Origin of the sequence: Chitinophaga niabensis, assembly GCF_900129465.1 — a bacterium.
In the GTDB taxonomy this organism is placed as follows: Bacteria; Bacteroidota; Bacteroidia; order Chitinophagales; family Chitinophagaceae; genus Chitinophaga; species Chitinophaga niabensis.
In genome coordinates this window covers 733,339-758,719 of sequence record NZ_FSRA01000001.1, presented here as the reverse complement: position 1 = coordinate 758,719, position 25,381 = coordinate 733,339, and the positions used below count along the sequence as shown (strand labels likewise).

At 47.1% G+C, this 25,381-nt stretch carries 17 protein-coding genes; 8 read left to right on the top strand and 9 right to left on the bottom strand.

Annotated elements, in window-relative coordinates; translation table 11 throughout:
- Positions 1-7: 7 nt before the first annotated feature.
- From BUR42_RS02950 to BUR42_RS02920, 7 genes are all read left to right on the top strand, one after another.
- On the top strand, positions 8-1,912 hold the full coding sequence (locus BUR42_RS02950; protein ID WP_074237711.1) for a RagB/SusD family nutrient uptake outer membrane protein: 1,905 nt from the start codon (positions 8-10) through the stop codon (positions 1,910-1,912).
- Between the two features lie 11 nt (positions 1,913-1,923).
- Positions 1,924-2,595, top strand: a complete 672-nt coding sequence (locus BUR42_RS02945; protein ID WP_074240408.1) for a DUF3823 domain-containing protein — start codon at positions 1,924-1,926, stop codon at positions 2,593-2,595.
- A 3-nt stretch (positions 2,596-2,598) separates the two neighbouring features.
- Entirely contained in the window at positions 2,599-6,090 is a 3,492-nt protein-coding gene (locus tag BUR42_RS02940; protein ID WP_084185317.1) for a PVC-type heme-binding CxxCH protein, read from the top strand.
- Positions 6,087-7,208: an FG-GAP repeat domain-containing protein gene (locus BUR42_RS02935; protein ID WP_143197314.1), complete on the top strand. Its 1,122-nt coding sequence runs from the start codon at positions 6,087-6,089 to the stop codon at positions 7,206-7,208. Before BUR42_RS02940 ends, BUR42_RS02935 begins: the two co-directional genes overlap by 4 nt.
- A gap of 6 nt (positions 7,209-7,214) precedes the next feature.
- Positions 7,215-8,060: a sugar phosphate isomerase/epimerase family protein gene (locus BUR42_RS02930; RefSeq protein ID WP_074237709.1), complete on the top strand. Its 846-nt coding sequence runs from the start codon at positions 7,215-7,217 to the stop codon at positions 8,058-8,060.
- Between the two features lie 83 nt (positions 8,061-8,143).
- The gene (locus BUR42_RS02925) at positions 8,144-8,515 is read left to right on the top strand and encodes an HYC_CC_PP family protein (RefSeq protein ID WP_074237707.1); all 372 of its coding nucleotides are present in this window, start codon (positions 8,144-8,146) and stop codon (positions 8,513-8,515) included.
- Between the two features lie 59 nt (positions 8,516-8,574).
- Positions 8,575-8,973, top strand: coding sequence for a heavy-metal-associated domain-containing protein (locus tag BUR42_RS02920; RefSeq protein ID WP_074237705.1), 399 nt, complete (start codon positions 8,575-8,577; stop codon positions 8,971-8,973).
- Positions 8,974-9,014: 41 nt separating this feature from the next.
- On the opposite strand, the gene BUR42_RS02915 is transcribed toward BUR42_RS02920, so the two are convergent.
- From BUR42_RS02915 to BUR42_RS02880, 8 genes are read right to left on the bottom strand one after another with little or no spacing between them, the layout of a single operon-like run.
- Positions 9,015-9,863: an N-acetylglucosamine kinase gene (locus BUR42_RS02915; protein WP_074237703.1), complete on the bottom strand. Its 849-nt coding sequence runs from the start codon at positions 9,861-9,863 to the stop codon at positions 9,015-9,017.
- A gap of 2 nt (positions 9,864-9,865) precedes the next feature.
- Positions 9,866-11,134, bottom strand: coding sequence for a sugar MFS transporter (locus tag BUR42_RS02910; protein ID WP_074237702.1), 1,269 nt, complete (start codon positions 11,132-11,134; stop codon positions 9,866-9,868).
- A gap of 7 nt (positions 11,135-11,141) precedes the next feature.
- Positions 11,142-13,070, bottom strand: a complete 1,929-nt coding sequence (locus tag BUR42_RS02905; RefSeq protein ID WP_074237700.1) for a hypothetical protein — start codon at positions 13,068-13,070, stop codon at positions 11,142-11,144.
- Between the two features lie 7 nt (positions 13,071-13,077).
- Positions 13,078-13,893: an N-acetylmuramic acid 6-phosphate etherase gene (locus BUR42_RS02900; protein WP_074240406.1), complete on the bottom strand. Its 816-nt coding sequence runs from the start codon at positions 13,891-13,893 to the stop codon at positions 13,078-13,080.
- A 30-nt stretch (positions 13,894-13,923) separates the two neighbouring features.
- Complete coding sequence (locus BUR42_RS02895; protein WP_074237699.1) at positions 13,924-15,510, bottom strand: endonuclease/exonuclease/phosphatase family protein; 1,587 nt, start codon at positions 15,508-15,510, stop codon at positions 13,924-13,926.
- Between the two features lie 14 nt (positions 15,511-15,524).
- Positions 15,525-16,703 (bottom strand): YdcF family protein, encoded by a 1,179-nt coding sequence (locus BUR42_RS02890; protein WP_074237697.1) that lies wholly within the window; start codon positions 16,701-16,703, stop codon positions 15,525-15,527.
- A 17-nt stretch (positions 16,704-16,720) separates the two neighbouring features.
- The gene (locus BUR42_RS02885) at positions 16,721-18,460 is read right to left on the bottom strand and encodes a RagB/SusD family nutrient uptake outer membrane protein (protein ID WP_074237696.1); all 1,740 of its coding nucleotides are present in this window, start codon (positions 18,458-18,460) and stop codon (positions 16,721-16,723) included.
- 9 nt (positions 18,461-18,469) lie between these two features.
- Positions 18,470-21,694: a SusC/RagA family TonB-linked outer membrane protein gene (locus BUR42_RS02880; protein ID WP_234979597.1), complete on the bottom strand. Its 3,225-nt coding sequence runs from the start codon at positions 21,692-21,694 to the stop codon at positions 18,470-18,472.
- 402 nt (positions 21,695-22,096) lie between these two features.
- Here BUR42_RS02880 and BUR42_RS02875 point away from each other — a divergent pair, with 402 nt between their 5' ends.
- Positions 22,097-22,849: a DeoR/GlpR family DNA-binding transcription regulator gene (locus BUR42_RS02875; protein ID WP_234979596.1), complete on the top strand. Its 753-nt coding sequence runs from the start codon at positions 22,097-22,099 to the stop codon at positions 22,847-22,849.
- A gap of 61 nt (positions 22,850-22,910) precedes the next feature.
- On the opposite strand, the gene BUR42_RS02870 is transcribed toward BUR42_RS02875, so the two are convergent.
- Positions 22,911-25,289, bottom strand: a complete 2,379-nt coding sequence (locus tag BUR42_RS02870) for an ABC transporter permease (protein WP_074237694.1) — start codon at positions 25,287-25,289, stop codon at positions 22,911-22,913.
- Positions 25,290-25,381: the final 92 nt, after the last annotated feature.

Below are 25,381 nucleotides of genomic sequence, written 5' to 3'. Positions count from 1 at the left end.
CCATGATATGAAGCGTTATACAACTCTTTTAATAATATCCCTGTTCTGCCTGAGTTCCTGCTCCAACTTCCTGGAAGTAGAGCCAAAGGACAGGATGACGGGAAACGCCCTGTTTGCCAGCGATGGCGGCATTAATGCCTATATGGCGGGGCTCTATTTTGATCTGCCTATAGAAGACTACCGTTACGATTTCACCAACAGGTTTAATATCACCCGTTGTGATGGCGGTAAAACCAATATGATGGCCACACCTGAAGCAGTACACAGTGAATGGGGCGATCATGCCGGTGAAACAGGACGCTTTGGGAACTGGGGAGATCTTTATGTATATGTACGGAAGTACAACGAACTAAAAGATAATCTTCCGCTAATGCGGCCATCCAACCCTGCTACAATAGAGATGCTGCGGGGAGAGTACCACTTCTTTTTAGCCTATACATATTTTGCACTGGCTAAAAGATATGGCGGCGTACCTATTATTACAGAAGTGCAGCAGTTCAACGGGGATTACAAAACCATCAAAACTCCCCGGAGCAAAGAAGTAGCCACCTGGAAGTTCATCCTCGCGGAATGCGACAGTGCTGCCAAACTGCTGCCTAATACAACCATCCAGGAACGTGCAAATAAATGGACGGCCTTTGCTTTGAAATCAAGGGTAGCGCTGCACGCTGCTTCTGTTGGTAAATTCTGGAGTACCAACGGCGCTGCACTGTCTGGCCAGGCTGTTACAGAAGGCCTGGTAGGTGGCTTCACCGCTGAAGATATCCGGTTCTTTTACCAGGAGTGTATTAATGCATCCGCTGAAGTGATCAAAAGCGGCAAGTTTGTATTAAATGGAGAATCGCCTGCAACATTGAATGAAGCTATTGCTAATTATGGCAAGGTGTTCACAGCAGGAAAAGGAATATCAGAAGTGATCCTCCTCAGGAACTTCATCTATCCCGGCGTTGCACATAATATGGGTAAATGGCATGAGCCGAATCAATTGTCCGTTGAATTTGGTGGCCGTGTAGGCCCTACATTAGACCTGGTTGAATCCTACGCGAAGATCGACCCCGTTACACGCGCAGGTACCTATAATGTAAAATTCGAAACTACCACCGATGGTAACGAGAACTATACCGTAGGGTACGCATTTTCTAAAAACATCAATTACAAAAGGTATGATAACCTGACGGAGATCTTTGCTAACAGGGATCCCCGTTTATATGCATCTGTTATACTGCCCGGCACCCAATGGGGCGGAAAAACGATCATTATGCAGGGCGGCCTTGTAAAGAATAACGGAGATGCCATCTGGCAGGCCAACGATAAATACACTTTCAATGGCGTTGATTACTATGGTAAAGGAGATGCCAGTGAAGGAAATGTTTCAGGATGGGTGAGCAACCGCGCCAATGGTACCCGCTCTGGCTTTCTGCTGAAGAAATACCTTACCGGCACCAATGACCAGGTATGGGACCAGGTGGTAACGCCTTTCTCAGAACTTCGGTATGCAGAAGTATTATTGAACTATGCAGAAGCTGTTGCTGAAAGCAGCCTGCCTGATGCAGGAGGTGTTATCACTGCAAGGGAAGCATTAAATAAAGTGCGTAAACGTGCCGGGTTCCTGGACAATGTTGATCTCACAGCACAGAACGTACGTTATGAGCGCAAAGCAGAATTTGCCCTGGAATACAATGCTACCTGGGAATATTACAGGCGCAGGGAATACCACACCTTCTTCAATAACACCTATCACCGCAGAGGCCTTATAGCCATGGCCGACCTTACAACAGGATCTTTGAAATACATTTTTGTGCGGGCGAATGTGGAACCGGGGAACAGCGCCAAGAGCTTTGAGCCTAAAGCTTACTACCGCCCTATCCCCGGTATTGAAAACAACTCATTGATTCAAAATCCTAACTATTAATGTTTCGCTATATGAAAACATGGATCATAGTATCGGCTGTTCTGCTTGCATCCTGCAAATTAGACCAGTATGACGCGCCCAGTGCCACCATTCACGGCTCCTTAAAGGATGTTAACGGCGGAGCACTTATTCAGCAGGACGTGGAAGCCGGCTCCAAGATCATCTACAAGGAATATGGTTATCAGAACCCGGAAGAGCAGCAGATGATCTTTAAAGAAACAGGGGAATACCGTAACAACCTGATGTTCCCCGGCCTTTATGATATTTATTTCAACGAAAGCAATTTCGTAAAACCGGATACACTTAAATCCTATGCTGTTAAGAGTGGCGACAACCAGCTTGATTTTACCGTGCAGCCTTACATCAGGGTAAGCAATGTTTCCATTGTAAAAACAGGGAATGAAATTGTAGCCACTTTCACCATCACGCCTACTGTAGCCAATAATGTGAAACAGATCGGCCTCTTCGGGCACATAGACCGAATAGCAGGCAACCAGTTTGCACAACAGCGTGCTACGCAAAATATCGATGCCGCATCGAAGGATACGCCTAAAACTTACACATTGAAGTTCAGCACGAATGGATTTACAGCAGGCAAAACATATTATTTCAGGGTAGGTGCATTGATAGATGTTGCAAATGCAAAATACAACTATGCTCCTTCCGTAACGATCAGTATCTAAAGTATGCAATACAGGTATTTACTCTTATCCATGCTGTGTGCTACTGCATGCATCCGGCAGGGAAAAACAGATCAGGCAAAAACACCGAAAGAAAAATTTTCAGAACATGTTCGATCCACCGAATTTCGCACACCGGAAGAAGAACGGGCCGGTTTCAAGCTGCCGCCAGGTTTTGAGATCACCTTATTTGCTTCAGAGCCGGATATCAGCAAACCCATCAATATGGAGTTTGACGACCGGGGCCGCCTTTGGGTAACACAATCTTCCGAATACCCAATGGCGGCTAATCCCGGCAAGGGAAAAGACCGTATCAGCATCCTGGAAGATAAAGACGGAGATGGCAGAGCGGACAGCTTTATACATTTTGAGGATAGCCTGAATATTCCCATAGGCATTATGCCGGTGGCAGACGGGGCTATTGCTTACAGCATCCCGGATGTATATCACTATACAGATAGCAATGATGATGGTAAGGCCGATCAGCAACAGGTATTATACGGACCCTTTGGTTTCCGCGACACACATGGCATGGTGAACAATCTCACCCGCGGTTTTGATGGCTGGATCTATGCCTGCCATGGTTTCACCAACACTTCTACCATTGCCGGTACAGACGGTGATTCTATTACGATGGTATCCGGCAATACCTTCCGTTTCCGTGCAGATGGCAGCCGGGTAGAACGTACTTCCAACGGCAGGGTGAACCCTTTCGGTAATGCCTGGGATGAATGGGGATACCTGTATTCTGCAGATTGCCATTCCAAACCTATTTATCAGCTGATCAAAGGAGGTGAATATCCACACTTTGGTAAAAGATCCCCCGGTATTGGCTTTGCGCCGGAAATGATGCATTATGAACTGGGCTCTACGGCCATCGCAGGACTGGATTATTATATAGGCGAACAGTTCCCTGAGGAATATCGTCATAGTTTTTATTCAGGGGATGTGGTGACCTGCCAGATCAACCGCAACAGTATGACATTGCAGGGTACCACGCCCACTACTAAACGGGAGGCAGACTTCCTGTTAAGCGATGATCCCTGGTTCCGCCCGGTGGATATTAAAACAGGACCGGATGGAGCCATGTATGTGGCTGATTTTTATAACCGCATTATCGGGCATTATGAAGTACCCCTCACACATCCCGGCAGAGACAGGGTAAGCGGACGGATCTGGAAGATCACTTATACAGGGAACAAACCTGCAAAAGTAACTGACTGGACAAAAGCTTCCATGCCCGAACTGCTGGCTGGCTTACGGCATCCTCAACTGAACATCCGCATGAAAATTGCAGACCGGCTGGTGGACGTATGGAAAGATAAAGCTATTGTACCGGTGAAAGAGATGATGAGATCTGCAAACGGTTACGCTTATATCCAGGGGTTATGGGTCCTTTTCCGTTTACATGCATTGCCTGATGATCTGCTTAGCAACGCTCTGCATCACGAAGATGCCATGATACGTGTACATGCGCTTCGTGTGCTGCGGGAAATGGATACACTCAGTACACAACACCGCAGTATAGCCGTAACCGCATTGAAAGATGAGAACCCACATGTACGCAGGGTGGCAGCGGAAACACTGGGGCGTTTTGCCGATGCTGGCAATGTTGCGCCATTGCTTGCACTCTATGAAGGAACCGGCGAAGCTGACTCACACCTCCGTTATACCTTGCTGGCAAGCATCCGCGATAACTTACAAAATGATAAAGTGATGCAGCAGACCGCTCATGCAAAATGGACGGATGCACAACTGGCCGTATTAACATTAACCATGCTGGATGCCCCCTCTCCATTGGCCGCCAATTTTGTACTGAACTATCTGCAAAAACATACTGTGCCACAGGAACAACTGATAAAAAGCCTGGAATATATTGGCCGTTATGTACCCCCCGCAAGCCTGGATGCAGCCATTACGCTTATCAGGCAGAAATTTGCAAAGGAGCCGGATGTGCAGTTCACTATTTACAATACCATCCGCCAGGGCATGGTACAGAGCGGTGTTAACGTTCCACCACGCATGCGGCAATGGGGTGTACAAATGGCAGAACATCTGCTCACAAATATCTCCACGGCTACAGATACATGGAAAAGCAGGACCCTCAATGATCCGCTTAATCCCTGGAAAGTACAGGACGATTTTCTGACGGATGTGATGCCGGCTTTCCGGATCATATTCAGTGAATGGAAAGGTTATCATCCTATGGCAGTATTACATTCCGCTCCGTTCAAACTACCCGTTACGCTGCAAATGAATGTATTTGACAATGATATTGATAACAGTACAGAGAAAAAAGGCACCTCCCGCAATACCGTTCGTATACGCCTGAGCGGTAGTGATCAGGTAGTAGCAGAATACCGGCTGCGTATGGACCGTAAGGTTGTATGGAAAGACCTTATCAAAAAAACAACTTTTGACCTGCATAACTGGCAGGGGCAGCAGGGCTATATAGAAGTAACAGACAGTTCTGTTACAGGCGCCATCGGTATCGGCAAGCTGGAGCCTGCCGTGCTGCCTCTGCCAGCTGTAAGCCCCGGTGAAATAGCAGAACGCAGGGCGCATGCAGTAGAGATGGCAGGAGATCTTAAAGTGAGTTCACTGGAGCCTGTGCTGCGCAAACTATTATCAGCACCCTGGGCAGATATCAATGTACGGATTGCTGCTGCCGCTTCGCTGATGAACCTTTCTCCGCAAGGAAATATCAGTTATCTTGGGGCTATATTCAACGATCCTGCCCAACCGGCATCATTACGCGAAAAAGCAGCGCAGGCATTGGCCCAAAGCTCCTCACCTGCTGTGTATGCCATGCTGGCCAAAGGTTTAAGTGGCATCCCCCGCAATGGCCAGGTAAGCATTGCCGCTCTGCTGGCCAATACATCAGCAGGAACAGATCATTTACTGGCAGCGCTGAAGGCCGGTAATATTCACCCGGATATACTTTCCGAGCTAACTGTAAAGGAACGCCTGCTTGCCCACGTAACACCTGCACAGCAGCAGGAGTTAAACAAACTTACAGCCGGCAGTGCCAATGCACGGGAAGAACGGGAGAAACTGATCGCTGACAGGCTGGAGGGTTTTACGCATGTTACCGTTAAAGCAGAAGACGGACGGAATGTGTTTATACAGAACTGTAGCATGTGCCACCAGATCAAAGGCAACGGAGGTATGGTAGGCCCGCAGCTGGATGGGATCGGTAACTGGGGAGCCAGGGCCCTTACAGAAAAGATCCTGGACCCTAACCGGAATATTTCGGAAGCTTTCCGCAATTATAATATCACCTTAAAGAACGGAAAAATACTCAGTGGCTTATACCGCCGTACGGAAGGCGCCGTGCAGGTGTTCACCAACCCGGCAGGCCAGGAATTTACCGTTGCCAGCAGTGATATCAAAGAGAAGAAAGCATCCGTTTATACATTGATGCCGGACCAGTTTGGTAAAAACATACCGGAGCAGGATTTTTATGCGTTATTAAAATTTTTACTCAGCACAAAATGATGAAGCAATACGTACTACCATTACTCCTGGTGAGCAATATAGCCACAGCCCAATTCAATAAACAGGTGATCACCCGCGAATTTATTTCGGAAGGTGTGGCCGTTGGAGACATCAACAAGGATGGCCGCAAAGATATCATCGCCGGAGCTTACTGGTTTGCTGCGCCTGACTGGAAGCGCCATGCACTGGCTAAGGCAGATACCTTTTCTGTCAGCAACGGGTACAGTAATTCTTTTCTCAACTTTGGCATGGATGTAAACCAGGATGGATGGACGGACCTTGTACGCATCGATTTCCCCGGCAAGGCGGCAGTATGGCATGAGAACCCGCGTAATAAGCCTGGCCATTGGAAAACACATCCTGTATATAAATCCGTAGGCAATGAATCTCCCCTTATGACGGATGTGGATGGAGATGGCCGTCTTGATCTGTTATGCAATGATCCACAGGAAAAGAAGGTGATATGGCTGCGTTCTCCGGACAAAGGTGATACAGCCTGGCAACGCTTCGTGATCGCTGAAGGGAATGTGCGCGGGGCGGAGATGTTCACCCATGGGCTGGGCTTTGGGGATATTAATGGAGATGGCCACAAGGATGTGCTGATCAGGGAAGGCTGGTGGGAAAACCCCGGTAATCCCAGGCAAAACAACTGGACCTTCCATGCTGCAGATCTGGGTGCTGATTGCTCCCAGATGTATGTGCTGGATGTGAACAAAGATGGTTTGCCGGATGTGATCAGTGCTTCCGCCCATAACTATGGCATCTGGTGGCATGAGCAGATGAGTGATGGCTCCTGGAAACATCATGAAATACATAGGTCCTTTTCACAGACGCATGGTATAGCACTGGCAGACATTAACGGAGACGGCTATCCGGACCTGGTAACCGGCAAACGGTACTTTGCGCACAATGGCGGTGACCCGGGTGCATATGAACCCGCAGTCCTGTACTGGTTTGAATTCAGGCCGGGTAGCACTCCAGCCTGGATACCGCATCAGGTGGATAATGATTCCGGCGTAGGCCTGCATGTAGTGGTGGAAGACATGAACGGGGATGGCAAACCGGATATTGTGGTGGGTAATAAAAAAGGGGTACACCTGTTCCTTCAGAAAAAATAAGATCTTATGCGTTTTGGCATCAATACTTTTCTTTTTACTTCGCCATTTACGAACGACAGTATCAGGCTGTTCCCCCGTTTTAAAGCATGGGGTTTTGATTCCGTTGAAATTGCACTGGAAGACCCTGCACATATTAACCCCTCGCTGGTGCGGCGGGCGCTTGATGATAATGAACTGGTATGTGGTTCCATATGCGCAGCCATGGGGCCGGGGCGCGATCTGCGGGGGAGTATCCAGGAACAGGAAACTGCCCTCTCTTATCTCAGGAGTGTTATGGATGTAATGCCTGTGCTGGGATGCCGTATGCTTGCAGGGCCACTCTATTCTTCTGTAGGAAGGGCTGGTGTAGAAACACCGGGCGATTATCAGCAGCAATGGGAACTGGTTGTAAAACATTTGAGCAACCTCTCTATGTATGCAGCTGAAATGGGGCTGCAACTCGCCATTGAACCATTGAACCGTTATGAAACGGATTTCATCAATACAGCAGACCAGGCATTGCATATGATAGATGCGGTTGGCAACGAGGCGCTGCTATTACACCTGGATACCTATCACATGAACATTGAAGAGAAAGATCCGGTGCAGGTTATCCTGCAGGCGGGGCATCGCCTTGGGCATTTTCATGCGTGCGGCAGTGACCGTGGAACGCCAGGTAAAGATCAGATAGACTGGCGCCTGATCAATGCTGCGTTGAAAGTAACCGGCTATACCGGCGATGTGGTGATAGAGTCCTTTACTCCGGATGTAAAAGTTATTGCCAAGGCAGCTTCTATCTGGCGGCAGATAGAAAGTTCGCAGGAAGCCATTGCCGTAGAGGGATTGGCCTTTTTACGGGGGAAGATTAACTGAATTTTAACACCATTTCCAGAATTATGTAAAAATCAAAGTGGAGTTGTAGATTATCTTTGCCCAAAGTAACTGCATCTCAATAGGTGAAAAAAGTATTGCTCATACTGCTCATTTGTGTTTATGCTATCTCCACATTTGGAGTAAGCATTAAGGAGTTCCATTGTTGTGGTCAGTTAAAGTCTGTAGGCATCAGCTATATCACTGTTCTTCATAACAACGCGAACAGTGATTGCTGCGAAACAACCCATCATTTCTATAAAATAACAACTTCCCACCTGGCTGCAAAACATGTTAAAAAGCCGGTGAAGCCAGTTACAGACCAAACATTTTCCCTCTATCCATCCGGGATCACATTCACTATTCCCAGGCTTTCCAGCTATACAAATACTACACGCGCTTATCCTGTTCCATTTAAAGCGCCCATTTACACCCGCCACTGCGTTTTCAGGATCTGATTCCCTGCTCCCCTGCTTTTTTAGCCAACATTTACTTCATTTAAAAAACTACTTCAATCATGAAAACGATTAGAATATTCATCGCTATAGCCATTGCTGTATTATCTACCCAGGGACTCAAAGCACAAGATCATAAGCTCAACCTTTTCAACTTCGAGCCCAAAGCACAAAAAGCCACCATTAAGGTATATGGCGAGTGCGATATGTGTAAAAGACGCATTGAAAAAGCCCTGAAAATAGAAGGGATCAAATCCTCCTATTGGGATGTGGATACCAAAATACTGACGGTACTTTACCACAAAAAGAAAATAGACATCGGTAAGATCTCTTCTTTGGTAGCTGCCGCCGGGCATGATACCGATAAAGTAAAGGCAAAAGATGAGGTCTACAATGCATTTCCGGATTGTTGCCAATATGAAAGGGCACCTGACAATAGCCCATCAGAGGTCACAAAATAAATCAATAAGCACAGCCAGCAAACGTTGGCTGTGCTTCTATATCATAATACCTTCTGCTGCCGGTAATACAGTGCCAGCCCTTGTATGGGGTCCTGGATGATCCTGCCGGTGGTCATACCATAATGCATGGCGGTTTCTTTCAGTATCTCTTCAAAATGGAAAGCGATGGAACCTACACAATTAAGTGTATAAGTGGCATAACCGGGGTAATGGCAAACCAGGGAACGGAAGAAATCGTGAAAGGCATCTGTTGCCAGTTGATGTATGAACGGATCATGGAGATGTTGTTTCACAAATTTTGTGAACCCTGCACAAAAACGATTGGCCATAGGATCTTTGTACACACGTTCCATGATACTTTCCTTTGTTAACCCGTAAACGGCCAAGAACTCCTGTCTTAGTGGTAGCGGAAGATATTCACGGCAATAGGCTATGAGCAATTTCTTTCCGATGTAACTGCCACTGCCTTCATCTCCCAACATATATCCCAAAGGATCAATAGAGTGGGTAACCTGTTTCCCGTCGTACAGGCAGGTATTGGTACCTGTTCCGAGAATAGCAGCAAAACCCGGCTGATCTCCTAATAATGCCTGGGCAGCCGCCAGCAGATCACTGCCTACCGTCACCTGCGCATTTTCAAACAAAATATGCATGGCATCAGCAATAACCGCCTCCGTGGAAGGCTCACATCCTGCGCCATAAAAATGCACTTCTGTTACCTCCGCACGTTGCACTTCCGCAGGTAAAGCTTTGTGCAGCGATTGATGGATGTAATGACTGTTTACGTAATACGGGTTATATCCTTCTGTACTGAAATACAACACTTCGTTCTCCGGGTGGATCAGGCACCAGTTAGCTTTGGTAGATCCTCCATCTGCGATCAATATCATGTTTATGTTTTAATTCGGGCCCTGTAGCCTCTTAATGCGTAAAAGGTAATAAATAAATAGCAGGGAATTAAGATCCAGTAAGCCTGACCGGGGCTCCATATATCGGCCAGGTGGCCATATAACAAGGGTATTACGGCTCCCCCGCCAATAGCCATCACCAGCATGGAAGACCCTATCCTTGTAAACTTCCCTAATCCATGAATGGCCAGCGGCCAGATAGAAGGCCACATCAGGGAATTGGCAATACCCAGCATGGCAATGAAAAACACGGATACCACACTTTTCAGGAACAACGCCGCAAGCGCGAAAGCAATTCCTAAAAAAGAAGAAATGATCAATGCCTGCCGCTGGCTGATATACCGGGGAATGCAGATGATCCCTATTATGTATCCCAGCAGCATGCCGCCCAATGTAAAACTGGTAAAGAACTTTGCTGTAGATAATGCAATGCCCTGCGATGCACCGTAACTGATAATGGTATCAGCAGCAATTACTTCTACACCCACATACAGAAATAATGTCACTACGCCGAGCAGCAAATGAGGAAACTGAAAGATACTGTTCCGCTCTGTTGTTTTTTCTCCGCGGGTGCCGTCTTCCTCTTCTTCATTCACTTCCGGGAGAGACGAAAAATAAATAGCAACAGCCAGCAGTACCAATACTACAGCCATCAGGCTGTAAGGCGTTATTACTTTATAAGCCAGCGCAGCAAGTGCTGTTTCCCGGGCTGCCGGGTCCATAGCTGCCACAGTACGCTGTAATACATCAGCATCCTGCAGCACTACCATACCTAATACAATAGGAGCAATAATACCCGCCACACCATTACAGATCCCCATAATGCTGATACGTTTCGCCGCACTTTCACTTGGCCCGAGGATGGTGATGTAGGGATTGGAAGCCGTTTGCAGGATGGAAAGCCCTGCCCCCTGAATAAACAGGCCCGTCAGAAAAAGTCCGTAAGTTCTGCTTAGCGCTGCGGGTATAAACACAAGCGTTCCTATCGCCATGAGGAGTAAACCAGCTGCCATACCTCTTTTAAAGCCTGTATATTTCAGTATACCAGCAGCGGGTAAAGCCATTACCAGGTAAGAAATGTAAAAGGCAAATGTAACGAGGTAAGATTCAAAATTGCTCAGCTGGCAGGCAATCCGCAGATAAGGGATCAATACAGAGCCCAGCCAGGTCACAAAACCAAATACAAAAAACAATACGCCGATAATAACAATGGCTTTACCTGAGCCAGCTGCTTTCGAATGGTTCCGTTCCATATTTTTACTACCTGTTTTTCTTTCTTACCGCTTCAATGATCCTTTCATAAATATCCAGTGGTGGAAAGCCCGATTGACCATACCAGAGAAAAGAGCCAAAACCTTCATATACACCTGCGCGAATGTGCCAGGCCACCGGAAGGTAGCTGGCCACATCGTTGCAATACCCTGCTACGGATACTTTCTGATCAGGCCAGATGCTGCGGATGCCTTTGCCATATTCCGTAACCGCCTCACGTGAAATGCCTATGAACTTCCAGTTACCGATATTGATGGTTTGCACATACTCAGGCAGGATATTTTCTACAGTATTGGTCCTGTATCGTTCCAACATAAGGTTAGCCCAGCGTACATTCCTTTCTGCTTCAATATCTCCTGTCTTTCCTTCGTTCGCTTTTTTGAATTGCAACACACTGTCTGCACTCCACGGATTTACCGGGATGTTCACTGTATCCATAAAAAAGCTGAGCTCTCCATTTACTGGCTGCAAACCGGTGTCCAATACTTTCATTACGTCTGCTGCAAGTTCACTTCCTGTTTGGCGATGATCGCTGCTAACAGGGTTGATATCTCCGCCGCAGCCCTGTATAAATACGGCATTGTTTGTTCCTGTACTTTGCTCCACCAGCTTCCGTGCAACAGAGGGATAATTGGCGCTGAGCGTGAATGACTCCTCCCCTTCATTTTTGAATACGGGATGACAGCCGGTAAGGAACAACACGCTCTTCAGTTTGTTTTCCGTATCCGTGATCTTCAATACATCCAGCACGTTGTCATATGGTTTGGCAGAGTTAGCGCCCGGCCTCCGGTTATGCCCGATCTGTGTGCTGCCTCTTGTAAAGTAGAGGCGGGAAGGCGACAGGGAATCAAGCGCCCTTTCAATAGCGCGTACAATTCCTCTTTTAACAACATTGTTCAGATAATTGCTATCGGGGAAATGATAGAAATCGCCCCATGTGATCCATGTTTGTGTAACCGGTGCAAAATGGGTATGCGATGCATTCAGCAGGATAGCGGATGGCGGTACGCCCCTGCTTTGGAAGATCGCATCCTTTACTGCTGCACCGAGTGACGCATTAAAACCACATACGTCTATGCCTACGATCACGGCTGTTTTGTTATTCTTTCGAATAGCCAATGCGCGGGCAGTAAGGTCATTCATTGTTTTGTGACTGCCTTTATGTAAAAGCTGTGTATTATCTGTTGCATATAGGGTATGATCCAGTACAACTATCTGTTTTACTGCAATAGTGCAGGTTACATCATTCCTCCTTCCGATCTGCCTCCAGGCTTTGCCACCCGGTATGCCGGTCCACAAACTATCTCCGCTGTTCACGCCATAGATCTCACGTCCGTTACTGGCCATGCTGATAAAACGAGGTGCAGTACCCGATGAACGCCAGCTGATCTTTCCTCCGGTAATTGTTCCTTCCTGCAGCATCCCGCCTGCAGCGGCATACAATTTTCCCTGCAATTGTGTAAGCGCAGTTACCAGGCCGGGGCTGCCGCGTTTTTTCCAGGTAATACCACCTTTATGCAAAGTGCCTTCCAATATTTCATTGGCTGCATCCGCCGCGTAGAATTTTCCGTTCAAAGCCGTGAGTGTTTTAAGGCCCGCTGCCTTGCCGGTAACTTTCCACTGAAAGGTATCTGCCACGGGGATACCTGTTAGCCATTGGCCGTTTGAAGTACCTGCATACAATTTGCCATTTAATGCGGTGAGGGCGGTAATATTTGAGGTGGATTGAACAGGCTGCCAGGTAAGACTGAAACGTCCTTCCCGCGGCACACCATAACCGGCCAGTGCAGCAGAATATACGGCGCTGGTGTCCGGATCAATATGTACGGTGGCTGTTCCTGTCATGAACCCATCCTGTGCAAAACAAACGGGGGCACTAAAGAGCAGTACCAGCCCGGTAACAAAGCGCATTTTCATATATCCTTTAAATTCTTGCTGAGAGATGGTCTAATGCTTTCCTTACGCTTCCGTGAGCGATCAGTATTTCCTTTGCGGCCTCGTAATCCTGGATGTCTGCTTTTATCATCAGCATCTTTACCGCTCTGTCAATGATCTTATTATTGATCAGCGCAACATTCACCATGCGGTTATCTTCTACTCTTCCAAGCTGGATCATGGTAGTGGTACTGATGATATCGAAGATCATCTTCTGTGCCGTACCGCATTTCATACGGGTACTGCCTGTAACAAACTCAGGCCCTGTGATCACCTCTACGGGGAAGTCTGCCTGCCCCGCAATGGGAGAACCCGGATTACTCACAATGCAACCAGTAGCGATGCCATGCTGGCGGCATTGTTTCAAACCTTCCAGCACAAATGGTGTGGTGCCGCTTGCAGAAATACCGATCACGATATCATTCTTACTGATCTGCTGCTGCTGCAATTGCTTCCATCCTTCTTCTGTATCATCTTCCATTTCTTCCAGCGCTTCAATGAGGTGATCTGTACCACCTGCCAGCACTGCATTCAAAAGGCCCTTTGGCACACCGTAAGTGGTAGGCATTTCAATTACGTCCAACACTGATAAACGGCCGCCACTGCCGGCACCCAGGTAAAACATCCTTCCTCCGCGCTGCAATTTTCCGACTACTGCATTGATCAATGCATTCAGATGTGGCAGGGCCTTTTCTACCGCCAGTGCCACCAGTTGATCCTCCCGGTTAATATTCGCAGTGATCTCTTCAATGGTCATTTTCTCAAGATGCCTGTACCTGGATGGCTCTTCCGTTACTTTTAACATGTTCATGGTTTTGTTTATTATGTATCAATTTTACTGTGTCATTTCAATGTCGCAAACAATGGGCCGGTGCGTGGAACCCCGTGAGTCTATTACTCTCCTGTTGCTAAATGCTATCGTGTTTTTCAGAAAAATATAATCTACCCGGCTGGTGGGTGTATCAGCAGGATGCGTATAGGCGGGCAGCCCGGAAAACACATCCGTAAAGCTGCTGAGTACGGTGTTAATGGTTGCACTGCCCGGTGTGGCATTGAATGTGCCTGCAAATACTTTCCAGGTATAGTTACGGGGATCTATAACCGCCATAGCTTCCTGTACCTGCGATAAGCGATCGGCGTCTGTAATACCCAGGTTGGTGATGTACACATACAGCGGGTCTGCATTAACACTAACGCGTACTTTCAGCAATCCGTTATAATGATTTGTGAAAGCGGTATAGATCAGTCTCTCCTGCGTAGAGGCATTGCCGATAGGGTATTTGCTCAGGATGGCATGGCCGAATTCCCGTGGTTTATTGCCCGATGCAGGAATGGCTGCGCTCCAGCTGGTTTTCTGGAACTCATAGAACATCCCCAGTTCGTTAGCCAGCCATGCTAACTGATCTACATAATTACTACGCGGGGAATAATTTCGGTCTACTTCATTCAGTATTACCACATGCGCCCCCGAATTCCGTATGGTGTCCGCTATCCTTTGCAGGTTCAATACTCCATCTATTCCTACGCCATGCCTGATATTGTATTGCATTAGCCTCAGCTTTGATGCGCCTACCGATGCATTGGTTACAATGGGGAAATGATCGGAAGGATGGGGATTGGTTTTCACAGTGTCAGCTAATACCCGGCTGTTGCTGAATGTGATATTGGAAGTACCCAGGATGTAATCGATGCGGGATTTAGGATCGCTGCTTTTAAATGTATAGGCAGTGGGATGGCCATCAAAGGCATCCACCATGGTTTCTTTAAGATATTGTATGGTACTGCCGGGAGGATAAGCATTCATATCTCCCAGTAATATCTTGGTGCCGTAGTTCTCATTCATCCATTGCCTCAGCTGCTGCCGCTGGGGGATCTGCTGGATAGAATCTGTTATGAGATGGGTAACATAGAACAGTATCGGAAAGCCATTGATCACAATACGTGTTTCCAGCAGACCAAAATTGTGATCGTCGTGCTCATCATAGAGCCTGGCGTTGATGATCTGTATCGGGTATTTGCTCAGGATAGCATGCCCGAACCTCCGGAGCTTGTTGCCGGACTCAGGAATGGCAGCGTTCACCGTGGTTTCCTGGAATACGGAATACATATTGAGTTCATTAGCCAGCCAGGCAATCTGATCATCATAATTTGTAGTGGGCCTGAAATTCTTATGCACTTCATTCAATCCTATTACATCGGCACCTGAATTCCTGATCGTATCTGCAATGCGCTGCAGGTTATATACGCCATCTGTTCCTATACCTCCGTGAATATTAAAACTCATCACTTTCACATCTGCCAGGGAAGCGGTTTGTACATTGCTCCGCAGATCAGGCCGCGGGGCCGTTTCTTCCGGGAGTTTCCGCTTGCTGCAGGAAACGAATGTTAACAGAATAAAAAACTGCAAAAGTGTTTGTTTCATTGTAAAGGTTTTAATCAGGGATCTAAAACATCAAATACATTCATATAGAAACTGTGTGCGACAGGGTAAAAAGATGCTTCATTTTTATTCAGCACTTTTACATCCCGGTAAGGCACTATTCCCAATTCCCGCATACAGCGTTCATCGAGATTGGCGATCATGAGCATCTGTGCAGTATCTGTGACAACGAGGGCAGGTTTGTTCAGTGGCATATGAAAGCGGTACATCAATCTTCCTGCATTGCGCATATTAGTGGTAGTATGTCGGGCGTGAGGTTCGATGATGATGGCGGCTTCCGGTATCTTAAATTCCTGCATCAGGTATCTTTTCATTTCCACGGCTTCGCTGTATGGCGTGCGATGCGGATACACATGTCCACCGGATACAATAATAAAAGGTGCCATTTTTCGATTGAACCTTTCCGCTGCCATCTTACACCTTTCCACTGCACGATAGTCGATACGCACACCGGGTTTATCTGGCCCGAAGCCTGGCACCAGCAATGCAGAATAGGGATATTTCTCCCATGCTGTACCGGCAATACGGGCATAAGCCTTTGCGTTCTGCCCTGCCGTGAGCGGTTCATAGCGGGCTGCTTCATCACGGCCGTTGAGCATCAATACATCCATTGCCAGGCTCATTGGCAGTGTATAGTATGCTCCGGCCAGCTTCCTGTCCAGCAGTTTTCCCGCCTGTGCAATAAAAGCAGGTGTATTCACATTAAAGGAAACAGAGTCGATAGCAGCATACCTGGGGCGTTTGCCGGCAAGGTAAATATCGAAGATGTTGTTCATCTCTGCTGCCGTTTGCTGCCAGGCAAAGCGCAGCAGAGCAGTATCATTCAGCGTGGTATCCTTGTTGTAATACCCGGTAGTTCTTATTGCCTGTGCTACTTTTTTCATATCATGCGCTACCAGGCGGTTACCTGCCTGCAATACTTCCTCCGGCCGCAGGCGTAACGCGGCTGCATAACAGGCTGCATTCTTACAATCTTTGCGGGCTTGTTTTACACGTTCCTGGTAAGAGCGACCTAATCGCTGCAATACTGTATCTTTTTTCAGCGCGGCTTGCGCTTCCAGCTGTACCGGCAGATAGAATAATTTACTGCGTAGTGTTGTTTGCTGTGCTTTCGCAGAGAGTAATGTAAGGCTGCATGTTATTACGCATAACAACAACCGGAGGTTTGTTTGCATTGTCATATTTCTTTCTTCTATTGTTCGGGCCACTTATTGTTCTGCTCCAGTTGCGGGTTCAACAGCAACTCACTGAGCGGAAGCGGGTACAGGTAATCCTTATCCTCATCAAATGTTTTCACCACTTTACTGTGAATGATGATCTTTCCTTTATCACCTTCACTCAAAGCTTTATCGGGCTGCAGCACAAAGTATTGCAGGCCGGGCACGGCAGGATTAGGTTTTACATCTACAACGGCTACATCGTTCTTACCATCACTATCAAGGTCGTAGGTGCCTTTTGCGGGGAAATAAGCACCGTAAAAAACTTCTTTCAGCAGGCGCCCTTCTTTCCAGCGCATCAGGTCATTTAACCTGAAACCTTCCATGGCCAGCTCTACGCGACGTTCACGACGTACTTCCAGCACCACCGGATCTGTTGTATGCTGGTACTGTGCCAGCAGGAAAGGATCTGCCATGAGACCGCTGATGGTAAGCCTGGGCATGCTCACGCGATCGCGCAGCAGGTTAATAGAGCGATCTGCTTCTGCCTGGGTAAGCTTTTTCAGTTCAGCCATTGCTTCTGCATAATTTAGCAAAACTTCTGCATAACGTATAATGGGAAGCGGTGTGTAAGCGGCTGCATCCTGATCGGGCGTGGACACAAATTTTATATTCTGGTAACCCGTAAAGGCATTGGCATAGTCCGGTACCAGGTTAACCGTAGCGCCTATACGGCGATAGCCGGGTGTACGAATGGTCTGCGCCAGGCGCGGGTCCCTGTTGGCTACTTCTGTCCAAAATGGCATGGTAGCAGCACCGGGTACAGCAGAGAAGCGTGAGCCATCCCTCATCAGGTAACTCTCTATCAGTGATTTTGTGATACCAGGATTACCGCGTGTAGGAGAAGTGAAGATCTGGTTGAGTGGATGTGATTTATTCACTGCCAGCCCGTAAAGGCGACTTAATATAAATTCGTTGGCATTGGGTGTTTGTGCTGAGAAAAGGTTCAGGTATACCGTGGCTGCATCACCGGTGGCCAGTTTATACTGGTTACTTTTGATCACCTCATCCGCAGCGTTGGCAGCTTCCTGCAACAGGGCGTCAGCCGATGCCTGCAAACCAAACTCCGGATGATATTTGCGGAAAGTTCCTTCAAAAAGCGCTACGGTGGATTTGAAAGAAAGGGCCGTCCATTTACTGATGCGCGCAGGTGCTTTGGTTGTGCGCAGGTTGGTTGCGGCAAAATTGAGATCTACCATTATGGAGTCTACAATGAGGCTGCGGGGATCGCGCGCTTTGTAAAGTTCAGGGCTGCCTGCAGTCAATGACTTGCTGTACCAGGGTACATCACCGAACCGTTTCAACTTATCGAAGTAGAACCAGGCGCGGAAGAACCTGGCCACGCCTGCATAATGATTCCTTGCTTCGGCAGGGATAGCAGGTTTATCGTAGTTCTCCAGGAAATAATTGACATTATACAAGGCCGTCCAGGTCCAACCGGCGGATGCTGCATCTGTGAACACCCTTCTCCTTCCTGTCACCATTTCATCCAGGGCTGAAACATCTACGTTATCACTTGAAAAGTCCGCGGTGAAGATGCCCTCTCCCGGCAGGTTTGCATAAAAGCTGTTCGTATATAGTTCCAGGTCTTTCTCCGTGTTAAAGAACAGCTGCGGACTAATTTCGCTTTGCGGATAACGTTCGAGGAAGTCGTTTTTACAGGCCATAAAGCAACAGCCTGTTAACAGCAGCAATAAAAATGATCTTATATGCATAAAACAATTTTAAAAGTTAAGCTCAACACCAAATGTGAACGTACGTTGCAGCGGATAAACAAAACCGGCGCCGTTTGTACGCGCGTTATCTATTTCGTCATTCAAGCCTTCCGGATCGAATGCTTTGGAAAGACGCGTCCATTCAAACAGGTTCTGACCGGAAAAGAAAACCCTTGCGAGTGCGATCTTTGCTTTTGAGGAAACAGCCTGCGGAATGGTGTAACCTACCGCCAGGTTTTTGAGGCGCAGGTAAGCTGCATTCTGCAGGTAACGGGTTTGCACGGCACCCAATGATCTGTCTGTTGTGAGTGCTTCATATGCACGCAGGCGTGGGAAATAAGCGTCGGGATTTTCAGGCGTCCAGTAATTGTTCTGGATATGCTCATACACGGGTTGGTTCCAGCGGTTGTAAAATCCCCAGAATACGGCGGATTCTATGCCCGGCCAGAAATCGCGCTTGCCAATGCCTTGCAGGAATACGTCCAGTGAGAAGTTGTACCAGTTAAAGCCCATATTCACGCCGTATGCATAACGGGGTGTGGTATTGCCGATCTTACGGAGGTCCCCCGGATCATCTACAGTATTTTTACCGAAGTTGATCACCTTGTCTCCATTCGTATCTTCAAATTTGATGTCCCCAGCTTTGGGCAAACCCGGGAAAAGGTGCAACCTGGACTGGTCTGCATGCGTAGCAGATTCATCATCTGTTTTAAAGAAACCCAGCGTGGTATATCCCCAGATCTCTCCTACTTCCATTCCCTCATAAAAATCTGTCAGCAGTTTGCTGGGATTGTTGAAGCGGGTAATGAAAGACCGGCTGTCCGACAACACTACGGAAACATGATATGCAAATGGTTTACCGGCCAGCTTCAGCTCATCGTTCCACTTCAGTGATACTTCCCAGCCTTTGGTGGAAAGGTCTGCGGCGTTTTCCTTAGGCTCACCGGTCCCTAATACGGCAGGTAATGTTCTGCCTTTGGTGAGCATGTTCTTAGTTTGCCTGTTATACCAGTCGAACCCTACATTGAGCCTGTTCTTCAGTAAGCTCATATCAAAACCCATGTTCAATGTGCTAGCTGTTTCCCAGGTGAGATTGAATGGCACCAGGTTGGGAGCGCGCACTCCTAATGGCAAAGCTCCGTTCAGGTCCAGGAGATCAGAAATGGTGTAAGGAGACATGGTGCTGATATATGCATAATTGCTGACCAGCTGATTACCCAGCGAACCGTAAGAAGCCCTCAGCTTGAAGCTGTTGATGCTCCGTTGCAATGGGCGAAAGAATGATTCATTAGACAGTACCCATCCTGCGGAAACAGAAGGAAAAAAACCAAAGCGATCCTCTTTCGCGAAACGCGAAGTACCATCGTAACGGCCGTTGAATTCCAGCAGGTACTTATTATCAAAATCATAGTTCAGGCGGCCGAAGATCCCCTGCAGCGCCCATTCCGATTTATTTGCAGAAAGTGTGGTAAGGCCATTGGTGAGATTAATAGAACCCAGGCTGGAGGTAATATTTTCATCACGGCGTGCTATAAATGAACTCAACTGATTCAGCTCACGGTTAAATCCTACCAGGCCTTTTACATGATGTTTCCCTAAGCGCTCTTCATATTCCGCATAGAGGTTTATGATATGATGCGCCCTGTCCGCAGCGCCGGAAGAATAGTAGTCAGGATTCGTGAAGTTCAGTACCTGGTTCGGCCTGTTTTCATACTTCATCCTGAAGTTCTGTATATCATCACGGGTTTGCGTAAGGAAGTAAGTGTAATCTCCGTTCAGGCGCAGGCGGTTAGAAAAGAAGTTTGTGCGGAAGCCCACTGTATTCTTAAACACCTGGTCTTTGTTCTTAGTACGCCCCGCATCGTTCAGCTGCCCGAATACAGACATACCGGCAAGTGTATAGTTACCGTTAGCCGTTCTGATGGCTTCATAGGGATTAGCATAGAGCGAAAGATAACGGTATACATTGTAGCCGCCATCGGTTACGAATTTGTTGGGGGCATCGTACACACCCTGGTTAAATTCAATATTATCAAACACCTGCAGCCAGTCCCAGACGCGGGTTTCCACCTTGAGGCGGGAGCTGATGCGTTCGTAGGTATCTGTAGCATGTTCAAAGATCCCCTCCTGTTTTTCGTAACCGAGGGAGAGATAATAGGAAGTATTATTCTTTGAATTGGAAATGCTGATATAGTTTTTGGAGAAGGGCGCTTTGTCTTTATAAAACTCATCATACCAATCTGTGTTGGAGCCGCGGATAAAATTTCCGCTGGCATCCACACCTAACTCCGGCAAAGAGGGATCCGCTTTCCGTTGTTTGAGATAATCGATGATGGCGGGCATGCCGGGTGCATCTGTATTGGCATAACCGCGGTATGCTTCGTTTTGGATGGTAGCAGCTTCCAGTGGATCTTTGACTGTAGATGGAATACCAATAGGTTTGCCGAAGCCGAAGTTATTGGTATAACGCACCAGTGGTTTACCTTCCTTCCCTTTTTTAGTTGTTACCAATATTACCCCGAAGGCGGCACGCGCACCGTAGATAGCAGCAGATGCCGCATCTTTCAGTACGGTTACACTTTCCACATCTTCCGGGTTAATGAGATTGATCTCTCCGGGGGTACCATCAATGAGGATCAGCGGAGCGCCGCCATTAATAGAGTTAAAACCCCGGATATTAAATGTGCCGCCCCTGTTTAACTGTCCGTCTCCAAAAGAGATGTTCAGGTTAGGGATGGCGCCTTGCAGGCCCTGCGCAATATTAACAATGGGCCGGTTCTTAAATACCTCTTCTCCTACCTGGGCTACAGAGCCGGTGACCTTTGTTTTTGATTGGGTACCATAGCCCACTACCACTACATCCTGCAGTGTTTGGGCATCCGGCTTCAGTTGTATGTTGATCTCTTTCTGCCCGGAGATGGGGATCTCCCGGGTGGTGTATCCCATAAAGCTGATGATGAGCGTGCCTGCAGCATCGGGGATATTGAGCGTGTAGCGGCCATCAGCATCGGAGGCAGCACCTTTGCCGGAACCTTTTAAACGGACCTGTGCGCCCGGCAGGGGAGTTCCGGTTTCACTATCTGTTACCTGGCCCCGGATGGTAATATCCGCGGGCGTTTGCATAAAGGCAGCCCGGTGTGTCGGGCTGCCGGCTACCGTGTGCAGTGAATAACATAACAGCAAACACAGGGTAGCTGTGACTGTTGTCATAGGTACGAGAAATCTCTTTTGCATACTCCGGATAAGTTTAAATTTTCCTGAAAGAATATAATAGCGTACATGGTTGATAGAGAATAGCTTCATATAGCGTATAATTTTTGAAAGCCCCCTAAAGTAGAAAATTGCGTATTTGATCGTTTATTGGAACAAATATAGCTGCACAAAAACGCAAATCATAATTTCAGATGCGGTTTTTTGCAAAATATTTTTGTTATAAACACATCATTGTTAATCCTCATTCAATCAAAAATGACAGTATTTTAACCTTAAAATAACCTAAATACCTTCTAATACAGCTAATATTGCAAATACGCCCTCTTAGAAGCGTGTGCTATTTGCGGTTTTATTCAGCTTTAAGGTTAAAAACGCAAATAAACGCATACAGGATATTCTTTTTTAGTTAATTTCAGGGCCGATATGATGCTCAAAGAAGAACGACACAAGCTGATCATGCGGGAAGTGAACCTGCATAACAAGGTGTTATCCAACGACCTCAGTATGCTGCTGGATGTTTCAGAGGATACGGTACGCCGCGATTTGAAGGAACTTGTTGAGGAAGGGTATATTATTAAAGTGCATGGCGGAGCTATCAGCAAATCCCTGGCTACACCATTTATGAAGGATAGCACGGTGTATGCAAAGGACTCAAAGCAGGTGATCGCAGAGAAAACATTATCCCTGATCAAAAAAGACATGGTGATACTGACCGAAGGCGGCACTACCATGCTTGAGTTCGCCAGGATCATTCCTGATCACCTGACTGTAACTTTCTTCACCATCAGCCCGCAGGTAGCTATTACCTTATCTGAAAAGAGCAACCTGGAGGTAATTACTATCGGCGGTAAACTGTGCAAGAATGCGAACCTTCATACCGGCTCCAGCGTGATCAATCAACTGGCGGAGATCAAAGCAGACCTTTGCCTGCTGGGGGCCAATGGTTTTTCTTCTGAAGAGGGGCTAACGGATGTGGACTGGGAAATTGTACAGGTAAAAAAAGCTATCATCCGTTCTGCACGGAAAACAGCGGTGCTCTGCATCAGTGAGAAACTGAACAGCAGCCGCAGGTTGAAGATCTGTGACCTCAACCAGGTGGATTACCTGGTAACGGAGTTGGGGCCTGAGCACCCGATGATGGAGATTTATAATAAGGAAGGTTTAACTGTTCTATAAATACAAAAAGCCCCACGCGAACGGGGAGCTTTTATTGATATATCTAAAAGGAAAGGACTATTTATTCTGCCCTCAGGCTTTTTACCGGGTTCCCCAATGCAGCCCTTATGGATTGGTAGCTTACTGTGAGCAATGCTATCATTACAGATAAAGCGCCAGCCAATGCAAATACCCACCATTCAATACCCACCCGGTATGTATAATTCTGCAGCCACTTATCCATTCCCCACCATGCCAGCGGTGTAGCTATTAAAAATGCAATGAGCACCAGTTTTACAAAATCTTTTGATAATAAGGTGGTGATGCCGGTTACGGATGCCCCCAGGATCTTTCTGATACCTATCTCTTTGATCCTGTTCTCTGCCATATAGGTAGCCAGGCCAAATAAACCCAGGCATGAAATAAATATCGTGAGGCCTGCAAACAAAGCAGCAAGTGTACCCTGCAGTTTTTCACGTTCAAAGTTCCTGGCATAATCTTCATCCACAAACTTCATCTCAAAAGGATATTCAGGATTGTACTTTCTGAAAATAGCTTCTGCCCTGCCCAGATTTTTAGCGATATCATTATCTCCGTTCAGTTTTATCTGCATGGCCTGGAAGGTCATGAAACGACTCTTCGCTCCGCATATCAGCAAGGGTTCTATCGGCTCATAAGGATTGGTCAATATAAAATCTTTAACTACCCCTACAATGTGCCAATCGATACCAAGGTCCCCCACTACTTTTCCGATAGGGTCCTTGAACTTCATTATTTTCAGGGCAGACTCATTGATAATAAGCCCTGTTGAATCAGTCGGAAATCTTTTCAGATCAAAATCACGGCCTTGTATAAACTGTAATCCAACAGTAGCACCCAAACCTTCATCTGATAAAAACCGGGCGAAAGATGTTTTATCATTCGGATCCTTACCTTCCCAGCTCTGCCCCCATCCATCACTCCACCTTTCAGTGATCGGAGAATTGGTTTTAGTAATTGACCTTGCAATGCCTGATGCAAGCAGATCATTTTTGATCAACTCATAGTTCTTAGGTATATCCCCCGTCATGAAGTGATATACGAGATTGCTTTTATCATAGCCCGTTTTCCTGTCGCGGGCATAATCTATCTGCTGTTTTACGATGATTGTGCAGATGATCAGCATAATGGCAAATGTGAACTGCAGCACAACCAATACTTTCCTGGGTGTAACCAATGCATTGGCCCTTTTAAACGTACCCTTTAATACTTTAACAGGCTGGAAAGAGGAAAGGAAGAAGGCGGGGTAACTGCCTGCTAACAATCCGGTGAACAGGATAAAGCCAATAAACACTACCCAGGTATATACACTGCTATAGTTGACGAATAATTTTTTAAATGTGAGCTGATTATAAGCAGGCAGGCATAACTGTACAACAATAACCGCGATCAAACCAGCCAGGAAAGCAAGAAAAACAGACTCCCCGATAAACTGACCGATAAGGGAACCTTTCTGTGCCCCTACTGATTTACGGATCCCTACTTCTTTTGCCCGTTTCTCACTTCTTGCGGTGCTCAGGTTCATAAAATTGATGCATGCGATCAGTAATATAAATCCTGCAATGATGCCAAATAATTTTACGAATGCGATACGGCCACCACCATCTTCTATCCCGTTGTTGAAACTTGCATACAAATGCCAGCGCTTCAGCGGATAAATAAACAACTCCCATTTCATGGTCTTTGCTTCTTCATCGTACCGTTGCTTCAGATCTTTTATTTTGGCGGACACTGTGGCAAAGCTCGCATTGGGTTTGAGCATTACATAAGTAGGTGTACTGTTATCATGCCAGCCGAAATCCTGCCCTTCGCCGAGCTTAAAATACGACCTCGGTAATAAGTAGTCAAAATCGAAGCGGGTATTGGGAGGCGGATCTTTTACAATACCGGTAACGGTAAAATTATCTTTATTCTCCAGCTTTACTATCTTTCCCAGGGCCCCATCCCCTCCGAATAACGCCTTTGCTGTACTTTCCGTTAGCACCATCGAATTCACATCATTGAGTGCCGTAGCAGGATTGCCTTCCAACATCGGAAAGGTGAACATTTGCAGAAAACCAGTATCCACCATCCGCCCTGACTTCAGCATTTTTTTATCTCCCACGGAAAGCAGCCTGCTGTAATGATCTACCACTCTTACTACACGCTCTACCTCGGGCAGGTCCTTTTCCAGTGCAGGCCCCAGCGGTGCTGGCACGGATTCCCCACAGGAGATCTTTCCATCAAAAGGAACGCGGTTCCACACCTGGTAGATCCTGTCTTTATTCTCATGAAACCCATCGAAGCTCAATTCATCCTGGATCCAGAGGAGGATAAGGATGGCTGCGGACATGCCAATGGCCAGTCCTGTAATATTGATCACGGAAAATCCTTTGTTGCGCAAAAGGCTCCGGTAGGCGACTTTGAAGAAGTTTTTAATCATGGCATTCCGTGGGGCGCAAAGAGAATGCCGGATAGGCAAATGATTGATTTACAATAGGATTGTTATTTTGCTTTGTTCGGTTTTGGCACAAA